10 protein-coding genes are annotated in these 15,278 nt (G+C 34.7%); 5 read left to right on the top strand and 5 right to left on the bottom strand.

Features of this window, described 5'->3' with window-relative positions:
- Nucleotides 1-177: 177 nt before the first annotated feature.
- From CH364_RS11645 to CH364_RS11635, 3 genes are all read left to right on the top strand, one after another.
- Nucleotides 178-1,782 carry a hypothetical protein gene (locus CH364_RS11645; RefSeq protein ID WP_243401362.1) on the top strand — a complete coding sequence of 535 codons (1,605 nt, stop codon included), beginning with the start codon at nt 178-180 and terminating at the stop codon, nt 1,780-1,782.
- A 169-nt stretch (nt 1,783-1,951) separates the two neighbouring features.
- Nucleotides 1,952-2,326 (top strand): DUF1304 domain-containing protein, encoded by a 375-nt coding sequence (locus tag CH364_RS11640; protein ID WP_100744054.1) that lies wholly within the window; start codon nt 1,952-1,954, stop codon nt 2,324-2,326.
- Nucleotides 2,326-3,195 (top strand): RNA polymerase sigma factor, encoded by an 870-nt coding sequence (locus CH364_RS11635; protein ID WP_100744053.1) that lies wholly within the window; start codon nt 2,326-2,328, stop codon nt 3,193-3,195. Before CH364_RS11640 ends, CH364_RS11635 begins: the two co-directional genes overlap by 1 nt.
- Here the strand turns inward: CH364_RS11635 and CH364_RS11630 are convergent.
- A complete protein-coding gene (locus CH364_RS11630) occupies nt 3,163-4,059 on the bottom strand; it encodes an AraC family transcriptional regulator (protein WP_100744052.1) in 897 nt (298 codons plus the stop codon). The genes CH364_RS11635 and CH364_RS11630 overlap by 33 nt on opposite strands.
- Before the next feature lie 147 nt (nt 4,060-4,206).
- Between CH364_RS11630 and CH364_RS11625 the strand changes: the two genes are divergently transcribed.
- A complete protein-coding gene (locus CH364_RS11625) occupies nt 4,207-5,055 on the top strand; it encodes an NAD(P)H-binding protein (RefSeq protein WP_100744051.1) in 849 nt (282 codons plus the stop codon).
- 84 nt (nt 5,056-5,139) lie between these two features.
- On the opposite strand, the gene CH364_RS11620 is transcribed toward CH364_RS11625, so the two are convergent.
- Nucleotides 5,140-5,550: a DUF5329 family protein gene (locus CH364_RS11620; RefSeq protein ID WP_100744050.1), complete on the bottom strand. Its 411-nt coding sequence runs from the start codon at nt 5,548-5,550 to the stop codon at nt 5,140-5,142.
- A gap of 143 nt (nt 5,551-5,693) precedes the next feature.
- On the opposite strand from CH364_RS11620, the gene CH364_RS11615 reads away from it, so the two are divergent.
- Nucleotides 5,694-6,365, top strand: coding sequence for a TetR/AcrR family transcriptional regulator (locus CH364_RS11615; protein WP_100744049.1), 672 nt, complete (start codon nt 5,694-5,696; stop codon nt 6,363-6,365).
- On the opposite strand, the gene CH364_RS11610 is transcribed toward CH364_RS11615, so the two are convergent.
- From CH364_RS11610 to CH364_RS11600, 3 genes are read right to left on the bottom strand one after another with little or no spacing between them, the layout of a single operon-like run.
- Nucleotides 6,362-7,948 carry a sulfatase-like hydrolase/transferase gene (locus tag CH364_RS11610; RefSeq protein ID WP_100744750.1) on the bottom strand — a complete coding sequence of 529 codons (1,587 nt, stop codon included), beginning with the start codon at nt 7,946-7,948 and terminating at the stop codon, nt 6,362-6,364. The two genes, CH364_RS11615 and CH364_RS11610, sit on opposite strands and share 4 nt — an antisense overlap.
- Nucleotides 7,949-7,997: 49 nt before the next feature.
- Complete coding sequence (locus CH364_RS11605; RefSeq protein ID WP_100744048.1) at nt 7,998-10,187, bottom strand: transglycosylase domain-containing protein; 2,190 nt, start codon at nt 10,185-10,187, stop codon at nt 7,998-8,000.
- Nucleotides 10,184-15,253, bottom strand: coding sequence for an alpha-2-macroglobulin family protein (locus CH364_RS11600; protein WP_100744047.1), 5,070 nt, complete (start codon nt 15,251-15,253; stop codon nt 10,184-10,186). The genes CH364_RS11605 and CH364_RS11600 overlap by 4 nt, the downstream gene beginning before the upstream one ends.
- Nucleotides 15,254-15,278: the final 25 nt, after the last annotated feature.

Below are 15,278 nucleotides of genomic sequence, written 5' to 3'. Positions count from 1 at the left end.
AAATATTCTAACTCAATTTTTATTTTTAAAAAAACAAAAACGATTCATCCAGAAAACGTTCCGAAAAAAGGTTGGCATTGTTAGGGTTTTCAACAAAGGACTTGAGAAATACGTTACTTCCTATGAAATGACTAAAAATAGAAAACTTTTCCTTTTAATGGGAAATTTGATTTGGCAATGAAACAACGTAGAAATTTTACCAGGAAGTTCACTCTACTTCTCACTCTCTTGATTGTATTGTTGCAGTTTAACAACTGTAAACTGAACTTTAACAATCCTAGAGACCCGATGTCCCAAAGTTATTTGGAAACTTGGTTCTGGGAAGAATACCTTCGAAGTTTATGTAATCCCAACACAAAAGCGTCAATTCGATTGGGAACAGGAAATTACAAAACATATCCTTACAAATTACTGAAACTCAAAAACGGAAATTTTTTAGTAACTGCGGGAGTTTTTGAACCAGTGAATTGGAATGGAAAAACCACTGGGAAAAATTTTTCTTTTTCTGGAACACCAGGCACCGACATGAACGCAATTGTTTTTTTAGTCAATGGAAGGACATTTCAAATTGAATGGTTGGATTATATAGGACAACTATATTCTTCTTCTGATAACAAAGAATCAGTTCCTATCGCAGAATTATCGAACGGCGATATCGTTATTGCAGGTTATATAAAAAGTGCTGAACAAGGAATTCCCCTTTCACTCAAATCCAATTCCAATTCACTTTTTCTTGCTCGATTCAATTCAAGTGGGAATCGAGTATGGAGCACTTATTTAGATAAAACAGATAATTCAATTGTCGAAAACCGGTTCGTCCTTGTGACAGATCCAATGGATAACATACATTTATTTTATAATGGACGAGCTGTTTCCATGACTCCAGATAACAATGGATTCGCTGAATTTCCAACGATGGAGGTAGCTTCTTACGCACTAAATACAGGTATGGAAGAAATCGGATGGGGTGTGATTTCCTCTCAAGGTAATCCGATTAGACAAAGATATTTACCATCTTATGGTCGAGTCTCAGTTTTCAATGCTACTTATGGCCCAGACCACTCTATCCTTCTTTTTGGAGCTGCTGATGACAATTATGTAGGTTTTACTGGGCATCCCTTACCTTCTTATAATTACCAAAGACCGATGGTGACAAAACTTTCGATTTCTGATTTTGCAATTACGAACCGAACTTATCTTGGATCTATCAGCGCCAGTTTTACATTAGGTGTGATTTATGGAATTGCTCCCGCACAAGATGGAGTATATACTACAGGGATCAACGCTGGAGATTTTGGATCTTCCTTTCATCCTTACCAACTATTCCCCTCATCATCAAGTTTTCGAAATAATATCTTTTCAAAATTTGATTGGAATGGGAATTTAATTTGGAACCAATTTCTCGGATCAACTACAACTGATACTTTAGAGATTCCAACTATCATTGGTTATGTTTCAGGAACAAATACGATTAAATCATATGGTTTTTCTTTAGCTGATGGAAGTCACTATACAGGGTTTTCTATTCCCACAAGTGGCAATGGAATCAACCCCTACCAGCGAGCCACTCTAAATATCTCGGGAAACACTGGATTTTACCAATCCATTCATTATGAAACTAGTTTTTATAATTACCCTGCCACAACAGAACCTTTGCAGTTTACAGTTTCTGCGACTGAAGCCTGCGGAGGAAGGATGGTGCGATTGAAAAACATCTTGGACCTGAATACCGAAGTAGGCGTGTTGGAATTGGAAACTAAACCCCCAAACGAAGAACCATAGGGTTTTTGACTCTTAAATCGAACAACCCTTGTATCCTATCTGTTTTTAATGCGAAAATACAGATAGGGTCGCTGAATTATATTCCTTTTTTTCATTTTTTTCTTCCCATTTTGTCACAAACAGTAAGATCGATTGTCCCAATAGAAAAAGCGTTCTTTAGGAGAATTTAATGAAACTTCTTTCTTTCATACTTAGTACATTTGTTGCAGTGGAACATGTGTTTATTTTGGTCTTGGAAATGTTCCTTTGGAAAACCGAGTTGGGGATGAAAATTTTCCAGTTAACACCAGAAACTGCAGAAATCACTGCAAAACTTGCAAAAAACCAAGGGCTTTACAATGGTTTTTTAGCTGCCGGACTTTTTTGGGCATTGTTCTTTATCAAAGAAGAAAAACAAAAGTTCCAAACCATTTTGTTTTTTCTCATTTGTGTGGTAGTTGCGGGAATTTACGGTTCGGCAACTGCTAAGTTTTCAATTTTGTTTTCACAAGGACTTCCTGCTTTCCTTGCTCTTGTAGTTCACTACGTAACCAACAAAAAATAATGATTGAAGATCCGCATCTTTTACTGTTAGAAAGTTCACTTGCTGGAAAAACAAAAGCATTGGAAGAATTAGTTCAAATCTTCCAACCAAAGGTTTTTTCACTCGCATTGAAATTTTTATGGAATCCAGAGGATGCGGAAGACGCCACCCAAGAAATATTGGTAAAGGTAATTACAAACTTAGGTGGATTTAGGAAAGAAAGCAAACTTTCTACCTGGATCTACCGAATTGCCAGTAACCATCTGATCAATGTACAAAAATCAAAAATGGAACGAAGGAAAATACATTTGCGAGCCATCCGGGAAGAATTACACCGAACACAAAAACCTTACCAAACTCCTTCTGAATTTCCCACAGTGACATTTGAAGAGGAATCCTCTCCTCATGTTTCTGAACTTGTTTTACATGTTCAAGTTGCTTGCACCTACTCTATGTTACAAGGCCTATCTCGGCCTTACAGAATGGCCTATTTACTAGGAGAAGTATTTCAAACTTCCAGTGAAGAAGGTGCTTTTGTAATGGGAATTCGTCCAGAAACATTCCGTCAAAAATTATCTAGATCCAGAAAACAAATGGAAACATTTCTTGGTAAAGAATGTAGTTTAACAAAGGCAGACAATCCATGCCACTGCAAAAATCGAATCTCTTATGCAACAAGAGCAGGAAGAATCAAATCTTATCTTAAACTTTCTGAACAAATGAAACTAGATGGAAGATGGAAAGAAACAAAACCAATGATGGCAAATACTTCCAAAATCAGGAAAGCAGCCGAGGTATTTCGAAATCACCCAGATTTTTTACCAAAAAAAAACCAATTAGAAAACATTAAATCGTTACTACACAACTCGTTTCCACTCACGGCTCGGTGAATTTCCATAAATACGTTTGTAAGCTTTCGAAAAAGAAAAAGCAGAAGCATAACCAACAATTTGTGCAACTTCTTCCAATCCCATATTCCCTTTTTGAAATAATTGTTTTGCTTTTTCCATTCTAAGTTTTGCCAAGTATTCCATCGGCGGAATTCCTAAAACATCACGGAAACGATTGGCTAAGTTTGCCCGAGAGACCCCCGTTTCTTTTGCCAAAGACTCAATGGTCCAATCTTTACTATATCCATTGTGTAATTTTTCCAATGCATATAAAACTAAAGTATCATGAAAAGCTTTTATCCAACCAGATTGTGTATCTACATTTTGGTTTAACCACATTCGTAACATATAATATAGCAAAATATCTGTTAGTCTTTGGACAATCAAATCAGTACCTAAATTTAATTCTAATTCACGAGATAGGATTTGAATGATATCTCCTAACGCATGGTGAGCTTGAATAGTTTCATAAGGTATATGGATGTATTCGGGTAGTTCTAAAAACAGCGGGTGGATGGGACCTGGAGGGACCTCATAACGAACAGAAACAAAAGTAGTGACAGGATTTTCTTTTTTGATCCGAATCTCTTTATCACCGAGAAAACGTTCAATGGTTACCACTTTTGCTTTAGGATCAGATAATAATTCATGATTGGTTCCTCTAGTGATAAAGATAAGATCTCCTTTATGTAAGGGAATCATTGTATTACCTATTCTCGCATAACAACTACCTTGTGTTACGACATGAAAGCCACCACTTTTATCACAGGGAAAGTGAAATCCAAAACTTTGAAAAATTTGGCCTTTGGAAAGTAAGTCATTTTTCCAACCGGCAGAGGAGAGAATTTCCGATAACAAATCCATATCCCTAATTTACACCTATTTGACCAAAAGTCTATCTTTTTATACGATTGGATATTTTTTTAATATTTTATGACATAGACAGTATATAAAATCTAGAGTATTCTAGAAAAACAATAACGGAATCTATTCCGAATTCAAGGATTAACTATGAAAGTATTTGTATATGGTGGCTCTGGACTCGTTGGAGGCCATCTTGTAACGGAACTACAAAAACAAGGACATGAAGTTTGGATTGGATCCAGAAAACCTGAGGCTCAAAAAAGTAGCCCAAACTTGCATTGGGTATTTGCGGACTCATCCCAACTTACAAAAGGATTGGAAGTTTTGGAACAAGTGGATGCAGCTTATTTTTTAAGTCCTCCTGGCCAAACCAATCAATATGAAATTCTTTCTCCATGGATTGAAAAAGCTAAACAAGTGGGTCTTAAAAAATTAGTACTCATGACTGCAATGGGAGTTGATCATACACCACCTGAAGCACCCTTTCGCAAAACAGAAATTATGCTCGAAGGAGCAGGTATTCCATGGAATATTATTCGTCCAAATTGGTTTATGCAAAACTTCCACACATTTTGGATTGCGGGTATCAAACAAGACCAGAAAATTTATTTTCCAGGTGGGAATGCAAAAACAAGTTTTATCGATGCAAGAGACATTGCTTCTGTAGCTTCTGTTTTACTCACAACAACGAAAAACGACAACAAAGCGTTTACTTTGACTGGTCCTGAATCCATTGATCATAATGAAGTTGCAAAACACTTAACAAACGTAAGTGGAAAGAGTATCGAATATGTTGATGTCGATCCAAAAGTTTTTGAAGTTTCCCTTGTTTCAGCAGGACTTTCTAAAGATTATGCAGCTTTTCTCGTGATGATCGCTGGTGCATTAAAAGAAGGATTTTCTGCTCCAATTCTTGACACTGTCAAAACTCTTACAGGAAAAGATCCTATCACTTTTGCACAGTATGCAAAAGATTTCGCAAATGCTTGGAAATAAAACCTGAATCCATTTTTAAATTCAATTTTATTTTCAATCAAAGATTCAGTTGGCGGCTCCGCCAACTGGGAAATTGATGATTTGTTATAAACAGGATTCTATTTTTTTTAATTCCGAATACATCCAGTCAGCCGATTTGATTTCTTTGCCTTCTAATGATTTGATTAAATAAGGAGTTCCTGAAAGAAACGATTTTGAAGCAATTTTTTCGATGAATAATTTAGCAGTCCACTCCTTTGGATCTGGTGCAAAAAAAGAATTCTTTGCTTCTTTTAGTTTGTAACGAAGGTGTTTTTCTGCCTCTTCCGCTGTATGTGATTCTCCATTCCGAATGAAACTCCCTTGCAACGTTCCAACTCTCTTTAATAGTTTTTCAACTTTTTCTTCTTCGGTAAAAGGTAAACAAACATTGGATTTCCCATTAACATTCAAAACCAGAATTCCAAAGAATAAAATAATTGTAGTTAGGAACCAATTGAGTCTTGGAAACTTCATAAACACTCCTTCAATTGTATCATTTCAATCTAATTGCTGACCTTAAGTCAAATATAAATGACTGATAGTTGTTCTAAATTGACTTCTAGTCAATAATACGTTTTTTTCTAGCATATTTTTTAGTAATCTCCTAACTTGGAGGTATGAGTCGTATGTCGATTGCAGAACGTTCGCCAAAAAAAAGAGCTGTATTGGAAAAAGATAAACTTTCCAAACGAACGACCATCCTTCAATCCGCAGCCTACCTTTTGCTCAAAAAGGACTGGGCAGAACTTTCAATGGATGAAGTTGCAAAACGTGCAAAGATTGCAAAAGGCACTTTATATTTATACTTCCCTACGAAAGAAGACCTTTGCCTTCGCGTGCATAATGCAGATTATGAAGCTTGGTTTTTAGACATGGAAATTTTTTTTACAGAAACAAAAAACATTGATGCCGATGAATTTTCAAAATGGTTTGTTGAATCAATGGATCGACATGTTCGATTTTTGAAACTCCTACCCATTGTCCCAACGATATTAGAAAAAAATGCGAGTGTTGAAACCATTCGAGAATTCAAACTTAGCCTAAAAGCACAAATATCAAAAATCCTTCCCCAACTCATCAAAACATTTCCATTTCTAAACGAACATTCAGCATTTATATTTTTGATGCAATGCCATGCATTGGCTGTTGGATCTTGGTCCCATGGATTTCCTTCCAATCAGTTCCGTGAAGCAGTGAAAGAAGATGGATTGGATATTTTTGTGTTAGATTTCAAAAGTTTTTTTAGAACATCCATTTTGACACTTCTAAATGGAATCAAATCCACCTAACGCATACCCGAATACATTTGTTCTATTATATTTCGTTTCAACTTAGGATCGGTAACGATAACTCTTTGTTTTTCTGACCAATCCATTTGTAACAAATGATCTCTATCGCTATGATATATATATTTTTTAACTTTAAAAATCCAAGATTTTTGAATTTCAGAATTCCAAGTTTTTAAAAATAAATTCGGTTGGTAGTTGGGTTGAAAAAAATGATTCTCAGATATTATATTCGTTTTTCCTTCATGTGTTTCTAACAACTTTAAGATAGTAGTTTTAAAATCGACTGAAGAGCCGACATTTGGCACGTAAACTTTACCCGATTTTATAAAGTATAACAAAAATGGTACATCTGTTTCTTGATTATATAATGAATAATTGTGTGCATGTGCCCCTTCCTCACCAAAAGATTCACCATGATCTGCTGATAGAATTAATACAGTTTCGCGAGAAGAGTTCTCCTTCCAAAAAGAAATAATTGCATCGAATACGCAAATTTCTTCATCTAAAGAAGTCTGGTAACGAAGAATAGGCGAATTCCATTGCCCACGAGAATCCTCTTTAGATACAAAATAAGGACTGTGAGTTTGACTAAGTCCTATTAATACAAATAATGGATTCTTTTCCGATCCAACTATTTGCTTCAATGCAGGAAGCACTACTTTGTCATCCATTCCCCAACTAAAAGATGGATATAACTTACCGTACCTTTGTTCTAAATATGATTTATCCCAAACTGATTGAAAAATTTTCGGAAAAAAAAGATCCATTCCTTCAAAGTAAATGGATTGAGTATAAATCATAAAAGTTTGGTAACCATAAGAATTTTGTAACTGTTTGGGAAGATTCAAATGTAATGCCGAATCATTGACTGTGATACGAGTGGTGGTTAATTGAGGTTCTCCGGTTAGCCATGTAAAAATACTTTTAGAAGTATGAGGCATTGGAATCCAAAAATGAGAATTTTGCAAAACTGAAAAATTTATATACTTTGAATTTGTTTTCAAAAGGTGTTTTCTTCCTACACCTTCCAACAAAACCAAAACCAAATTTGGCCGCCCAGGTATTGACTCTAAATAATTTTGTATCTTAGTATGTGGATTGAAAATATTTTCATTTGTTTGTATTAGATTTTTTTTTGATTCAGAATCATAACGCAGACCAACCACAAACAATAGGCCAACGATCAAAATAATTTTTAATCTTTTATGATTGTGGCAAAACAAAAAATAAAATCCAATCGCAAATGCAAACCATTGCCATAGTTGCCACTGGTATAAAAAATTAAAAATATCCGCATATAGAAGCGAAATATGACTCAAAAAATAAAACACTATTTCAAATGTTACTTCAGTTTGATAAACTTCCTGATATCCCAAAACAATTAAAAAAAGAATCCATAAGAACAAACGAATCGAAGTGTTTGTTAGGTTGTGAAACGTATGATTATGATTGAAATAAAAATCTAACATTATGGTTATAATTGTTAATGTAGATAACAAAAGCCCGTGAAAATAAATCCAAACCCCTAAAGAAAATAAAATCGGACCTTGTAAAAAATACAAAAATAAATACAAAAAAGTCATTGGTGATTTCTCCCAATGATAAAACATTTTCAATTTTACCAATATACCCTTATCTAACTTCAAAATCAACAGATGCCTTTTTTTGTTTTCCATCATACAATACCAAAGATTGTTTTCCACGTATGATCGGTAACCTCAAATCTCCATTCGATGAGACTTTCAATTCTGTTTTCCCATTCCAAATCAATTTTGGTTCATTCAAAGTTTTTAATTCACGAATTTTTACGGGGATACTTTGAGTTTCTTTATCGTAAGAAGGATGGTGTAAGTAAATTTGTCCCATAGAAGGATATACAAATCCAACGCCTAATACAGTTGAATTAGTTTCTTCATCATGTTCGTTGCACAACTCTTCCGAATTTATATTTTTTCTTACCTTCAAAGCGATCGATGGACACTGAGACGAAGCAAGTTTTCCAGTTAGGCGACAAAAATTTTTTGTTTCTGTAAATTTAGAAATATAATCTGACTTTGGTCGATTTTTCATTAGATTTCGAAAAATATTTTGAACAATTCGTCCAGCGCCGAAGGAACCAGAAACATCCATTGTCCGTTCACCAGAAAAGTTTCCAACCCATGCACCTACCACATAATGATCATTAAACGCAATAGTCCAAGAATTTCTGTAATCTTTTGAGGTACCAGTTTTAACTGAAACAGGAAAAGGAAAATCCAAATAACTTCTCCGACCGAATGCCCTTTGTCTAAGCTTAGGGTCTTTTAACACAAATTTAATTTCTTCAGCTGTTTCTTCAGAAAACAAACGAATCGAATTTCCAATGTAAAAAGGTTTTTTATCAATTTTTCCAAGTCGAATTTTTGGTAAAATTCCACCCAAAGGGAAAGCACCATAGGCACGTGTTAGTTGTAATAAACTAGTACCGCCAGATCCAAGAGCAAGACCTGGACCATAAAACTGCGGAGATTCTTTGAGGTGGTGAAAACCGGCTGATCGTAAAAACCGATAAAACGTTGGTACACCCATCTGATTGATTGCAGTGACCGCAGGTATATTTCTTGAATTTCCAAGTGCTTCCGCAAGTGTCAAATTTCCCCAATAACGAAGGTCAGCATTCCTCGGAAGATAATTTCCACCTTGTTCCAATGAAAATGAAAATTTTTCATCAGAGAATATTGAATTTACATTATAAAAACCCTTATCTATAGCAATTGCATATAACAATGGTTTTAATGTACTTCCAGCATCCCTATATGCTAAAGTACCGTTAACCATTCCATTTCCATCTTCAAAAAAATTTTTAGATCCAATCATTGCTTTAAGTTCCAATTCGTCATCTTTACCTGGAACTCGTTCCAACACGATGACTGAAGCATTTGATACATTCCATCTTTTTAATCCTTCTAATTCAGAATTTACAATTGAGTATACCTCGAAATTTAACTCAGATGACAAAGAAGAAACAAATTCTTCATTAGAAATCGAAAGCAAAGTACGAATCCAATTGAGAAAGTGTTGGTTTTCACCTTTCCAAATATCTACATGATCTAATTTATTTTTTGAACTATGGACAATTGTAAGTTCATTTGGATCATTTATCATTGGAATTTTATAGGGAATCCGGTTTATTAAATTGTGGTACCGAATCGCAAGTTCCTCAAATTTAGGTCTGTTTTTTCGAATCAAAACAGTTAAATAAACGGTTTCTTCTATTGATAAAAAACGAATATGTTTTCCAAATAACACTAATGATGCGGAAGGAAAACCAACAATATTTGAATGAATTGAAACTGAATTTAAATATGCTTCTAAAATTTCTGATTTGTTAAGCCATAACTCATATCGAAAAGCTTCTATCAATTCGAAAGTTTTTCGGATTAAAAAAGGATAAGAAGTAATTTTAGGATTTTGTGTTCTTACAAGTTGCATTGTAAGAGTGGAGGCTCCTCCCCGTTTTCCTTCGGAAAAAAAATAAGACCGAAGAGAATTAAATCCCGCCAGAATATCTACACCATGATGGGAATCAAAACGTTTGTCTTCCGCAATTTTAACAATCTCAGATACAAAACCCGGATATTCATTGAGACTTTCCCAATCTTGTTTGGTTTGATTTTGGTTTTTTCCTCTCCCGATTAAAGTTTTCTCATCTGACAGGATACGAACCGTTATTTGGTTTTTAAAAGTATCAATAGAAACTGGTCTTAATAGAAAACCTGCTAGTGGAAACAAAATTCCACCAACTAACAGGAAATTCAGAATGATCTTTTTTCTAGAGATCAATCCACTTTCACTCGAATCGTATTGGTATTTCCATAAAATTGAGGATGATACATTAAAAATGTTTTTGAAGCTGGCATTATTGAATTTCCTTTAGCAACAGGTCTTAATATATAATTAAACTCCGTTTCTCCTTTTTCAATTCTATCTTCGGAAAAAATCACCCGATCGTCACGATATTCCTTATAACCAGAATAATAATCATCACTCACTTCGTTATCTTCGGCATCTGAAGTTTTTTCAGTTAGGAAAGAAGTATTTACAATTTCAGTGTTACTTGGAATTGGGTCTACGATCATTCCAAATGCTTGGTCTGTATTACTTAAGATTTTTAATTTAACAAGATATGTAGACCCTCGTTGTAAGTTTGTCACTTCTTTTAAAATTGGATCACCATCAGAATCTCTTCCTTCGATTCGATATAAAGTTTTTCTAATTTCCAGTCCATTGAACTTTTGTAATGTCGTATCTTTTACAGGAATGTACATCAATCTAGATTGAAAATACAATCTTCCTTCTGAACTGGTTCGTTTGAAAAGTAAAGGGCGGCTAGATGGATCTTTTCCTTCAAAAAGGCGATCGAATGTAATTTCTTCCTTATAAATAGAATCCGAAGAAGAAGAAAATGATTCATCAATTAATGTTTTTTCACCAAAGATAGCTTTTCCTTCAGTATCAGAAGACGTAGATTCAAAACGATTTCTATATTCCGATAGAGCTAAAGCGATGGTACCCACACTATGGCTGTCAGCCCAGAAATGGTTTTGTCTATCCAACATAATTGATTTTACCAAATCAACTATCCTAGAATTTTTTGAATCAACTCTTAGTAACAATCTCAGATAATTTCCAAGGACTGTTGGGGAACTATAATACGAATAGTAATAATAATTCTCATTTTTTTGTTTGAGAGGTTTTAGAGTGAATAATTCTTTTTCATATGTGATGTACTTTGTATATTCCTCAAATAATTTTTTAAACACGGGATCAGATTCAAAGGAATCTAGTTTGTGCACTTCTGCATATGCTGTAAGAAAAATACCTCGTGATTTTAAATTTAATTCCTCAAAATTATCTACCAAAGTCTTTTCTAACGAATGAACTTCCTTTTTATCTTTTGAAAGCACAGAATATATTAAACTTAAAGTTTGATAAGAGTTCGTTGATGTTTCAGTAGGATTTTTTACATAATTTAGTAAATACTGGATAGCGGCTTGGTAGGCTTGTGGATTGGATCGTTTTCCTTTCTCCTTCGCTATCTGCATTACCGAAACAATGTATGCAGTCAAATAAGGATAACCGGTTCTGCCATTGCCTTTCCAGACTTTAAAACTTCCATCGACAGCCTGGAATTCCGACATCTCATCCAAAAACAACTTTTCTATTTGTGTGAAATCATATGACTCTTTGGAAGGAGCTTTGTATTGGAAATCTTTTAATAACTCCCCTGCACTCAAAGAAAGTAAATAAGCAGATGTCCGTTGTTCCATACAAAAATAAGGATTCGATTCATAAAAATCGAAAGCAGATTTCAAAGCGGTCAAAGCAGTTCCCGACAAACGAATGTCTAACGATCCTTTGTTCAACAAAATAGAATCTTTTTTTGGAAAAACAATTAAGGTTTTGTGTTCCGAATCAGTATATCCTGAAAACTGCACAGAAGTTACTGGATCAAATTCTTTGATAGGAATGGTAACAACCAAGGAATCAGAAAGATCTGATTTTTTAAATTCGGCAAATTCGGAACTGTTTTCTGGCTCTACAGACATTTGATAAGACAATTGAATTTCATCCTTTGGATGATCCAGTTTAAGTTTAATGTACTGTGTATCAGAAATTTGAAATGTTCTCAGAACTTCCTTTGTTTGACCAGCAGCCAGTTCAATCGAAGTCCAATTTTTGTCCTGTGAAAGAAATTTTGAATCGATTTTATATTTGAATTTTCCTTTTTTCTTCGTATTATTTGTTATACTTCCACCTAACTCCAAACTATCGCCTACTCGAATAAATCGCGCAACAGTCTTTTGTAAAACTAAATTCTTTTTGACAAGGAATTCAGAATTGGAAGCTCCGTATTTACCATTGGCTGAAGATGCAACCATAACTCGAAATGTAGTCAAATTGTCCGGCAATGTAAAACTTAGATCGGCATTTCCATTACTATCAGCAATAACCACTGGATTCCAATAAGCAGTGTGTCGAAAATCTTTTCTCGCCCCTGATTCTGATTCAGCAGAGAATCCGCCACCGGAATCTTCACCATAATCTCCTCCTGGACTATCACCTTTATTTTCGTATATATAATGTTTGATGATCATACTCCGAAGCTCAAAAGTTTTAACAATGCTATACCAATATTGATAAAACATTTGAACTGGGCTTTGGAATGAATAACCAACTAAATCTAATACTCCACGATCGGCAACAGATACGGTGAGCTCTGCACCTGGATTAGTTTGGATCGATAGTTTCACTTGTTCTCTCGGTTGGTATTCCGTTTTATCAGTTTTAATGACTACCGGAGCCGTTCGAGAATTTAAATTAACTTTCAAAGTTACAGATCCGGTTTTTGCCTTTGGAGCACCTAAGTCTTGTTCATTGAACTCTTTGATGTCCTCTGCAGAAATCCCTTCTGGTATAGGCAATCTACCAGACAACATAACTACATTTACATCCACATTAGGTAAAAATGATTCTTCGATAGGAATCTCAAGCGGCGCACTATTTCCTTTCATTAAAAATGATTTTTTGAAATATACCGAATCTCGCTCTACAGTAACGATCACGCGAGCGTTCTGCAACGGAGATTTGATTAAAATTTTTGCCGTATCGCCAATTTTATATTCTTTTTTATCAGATCGTAACTCAATGGAATCATCCCCGCGAAAGTCCCAAGTATAATAAGATTCTTTTTGATATGCATAAAAATCCACTCGAGAATATACTTTATCGCCATTCAGAACTAAAACAGTATAACTTCCAGATTCTTTAGCTCGATAATCAAAAGAGACTCCATCCACCTTTGAAATGAGTTTTTTAACTTCTACAATTTTCTTTGTTAGTTGGTTGCTGCGAAAGAAAAACTTCCCTAATCCCTTTGATAAAACTGAAGTCCAATCATTATAAATAATATAAACTTTTAATTCTGTACCTGCAACTGCCTTCCCTTGTAAATTGACTGCAAATGCATTGAATAAAAATGGTTTTTCCATTGATTGGTAGCGATCGTTACATTTCAATCCAACATATGTTTCGGATGGATTGTAAGGCAAAATAGCAGATTTTGTTACAGACTTTCCATCTACATCAAAAACAGATGATTCCACGACTAAATTATATGGATCGGCAATTTCGATGGTTTCACCATCAGTGACGAACTTACCTGTTAAATCAGTGATTGGAAGATCCAATTGATAAAAACCTTTATCATCCAATACACCTTCTGACCCAGTTACGTAGTCGGAATTTCCACTAGAGTATTCATCTTCATAATCATACCATGTATCTGAAAAATCATAATTTGGAAAGGAACTGAAAGATATATATCTTTTTCTTTTTAAGACCGAATAACTAACCTTAGCTCCTCCCATCGGAGCACCAAACATATATTTTCCTTCTACAGATCCTTTCAAATTTTGGTTTTTGTTTACAGAATTTGCCAAATTTACGTTTACCATAAAATTAACAGGGCGGAATTCTTCTACTTGAAAGGTATCGTAGGTAACAGAATCATCTTTTCCGGAAAGGTACACGGATACAGAATAATGTCCAAGAGGTGCATCTGAAGGAATGGAGTAACCAGTAGTAACACCACCTTGCGAAGTTGAAGTTACGTTTGTATTTGCTACATCCTTTCCTCTTGAATCGCGTATTTGAATGTTCAATACTTTCGAAGCATAAGGTACCAAAACCCCATTTTTTCTATCCGAAATAACTGCTTTGATCTCAACTCGGTCACCAGGTCTATATAACTTTCGATCGAAGTATATTTTACCTTTCACATGATTTTCAGTGTAGTAATCACTATAACCTTCAATATGTGTTTCATTAAAATGAAGAAATGCTTTATCGCCAGAAGGATCTTCCGCAATTAACACAGATTTTCCGAATGCTTTTGTATCATTGATAGAAGGAGTCGTACAATATCCGTCTTTATCTGTTTTACAAGTTCCTCGGAGACTTCCTTTTTCATACAAACTGATATCCGCATTCGCAACGGGTTCTGCTTTTGATAAACTATGTACCCAAACGTGAATTGTATTTGGATCTAATTTTGTTGTGATTCCTAGGTTTGTAGATTGTAAAAATATAGATTCCTTTTTGAATTCTTCTATGTTGTTGTCACCGATAACATTGGCACCTAACTGAATTGCAACCCAAGACTTTGTGTTTGGTTTAGGGCCAAAATAATTGTCGATATCCATTCCTTGATTGCCATAGGAATTTACCTTTATTCCCGATTTCCAAACAGACTTTTTCCAGTTCAGTTGGTTTTCGTATTCATAATACTTATCTCCAAGTGTGGCAACTGCATTTACAAGAATGGGAATTGACAATTCAGCGGAGCGAATTTGAAATTCAGGAACATTTGAAATTGAAATCGGTAATACTTTGTTTAAATTGGATTCAAATATATTTTCCCTTGATAAATAGAATGATGGTTTTCTTAACATTGCCGGCAAGTTGAAGCTAACAGGTGTTTCAAGAAAACAATCGTTCTCTGCATAAAATTTTCCAATTTTGATTTCATAACTTATACCTGGATCAAAACTCCAAGAGTCGAGAGAAAACTCTCGGCTTATGTAATTAGAAAATACTGTTTTTTGGTAAGAAGGTTTTGGAGATATTTGAACTGCAGATGCAAACTCTCTTAAATTGGTATCTTCTGAAACTGTAAAACGATAGTCCCAAAGATCTTCTATATATTTTAAATCACTCGTATCAAGTTTTACCTCAACACGACAACTACTTGGAAAAATAGAACGTTTGAAGGAACGAAAAAAACCTGAAAAAGAATTACACGAGTTAAGGGAAAATAAAAAACCAACGATAAGGACCAACTTACGCATAAAAACTCCGAAATTCGAATGTTCC

The sequence above is a fragment of the Leptospira harrisiae genome (assembly GCF_002811945.1).
Classification (GTDB): domain Bacteria; phylum Spirochaetota; class Leptospiria; order Leptospirales; family Leptospiraceae; genus Leptospira_A; species Leptospira_A harrisiae.
This window is presented reverse-complemented; position numbering and strand designations above follow the sequence as displayed.